Source organism: Methylophaga sp. UBA1464, from assembly GCF_002325665.1.
Classification (GTDB): Bacteria; Pseudomonadota; Gammaproteobacteria; order Nitrosococcales; family Methylophagaceae; genus Methylophaga.
The window spans coordinates 7,944-8,659 of the sequence record NZ_DCSO01000016.1; the positions used below are offsets into that span (position 1 = coordinate 7,944).

The 716-nt window shown below is 45.5% G+C and carries 2 protein-coding genes; one reads left to right on the forward strand and one right to left on the reverse strand.

Translation table 11 applies throughout. The features are described from left to right. A partial coding sequence (locus B3O33_RS01590) for a YbfB/YjiJ family MFS transporter (protein WP_292362799.1) occupies window positions 1–405 on the forward strand: 405 nt, incomplete at its 5' end. Window positions 406–439: 34 nt separating this feature from the next. Here B3O33_RS01590 and B3O33_RS01595 read toward each other — a convergent pair. Then, a partial coding sequence (locus tag B3O33_RS01595; protein WP_292362800.1) for a hypothetical protein occupies window positions 440–716 on the reverse strand: 277 nt, incomplete at its 5' end.

Here is a 716-nt window from a genome sequence, read left to right on the forward strand (position 1 = left end):
AAAGTGGCAGAACGCATTGGTGAAACCCGAGCCATCATGACAGCCTATGTGATGATTCTCCTATCAATTCTGATTCCGCTTGTCAGTGAATCGTTTTTTTTCAACCTGATAGGCGCTTTGATATTTGGAGCGACCTTTGCCGGGATTGTCAGCCTCATGCTGGTTTATGTCGGGCACAAATTTCCTCATAACCCGGCAAAGGCTATGGCAAAACTGACCATAAGTTACGGTATAGCCCAACTTATCGCACCCGCTCTGGCGGGTTATCTGTCGACACTGACAGGTAATTACCTGTCCTCCATGTGGATGGCGGCCGCTGTGATGATCACGGGCATTTTCTTTGTCTGGCAAATACATCGATTTGAGAAAAATAAACACCCTCAAATCAATACACCTGTGTTCTGATAAGTTCTTTCCAGCCGTATTAATGGTAAATGGCTTATTCTTCTTTCAAGGTCAGCCGAGTCCCATCAGGTCGTTCCAGGGTTTTGTCATCAATGCGTTTGAAAGTGAGATTGATATCGCCGGAAGTCACCACTTCATTGCTGTCGACCTCATAGGTAAAACTATAGGCACCAGGTACTCCTCCAATCAGCTGTCCCTGACCATCGGCATTAAACTCATAACCTGTACCATATTGTGCATCGACATAGGCTCCTTCCTGAAAATCAGAACCACAGGCAGTGAGTGTTATCGCTAACAATAAAGGACTTAAC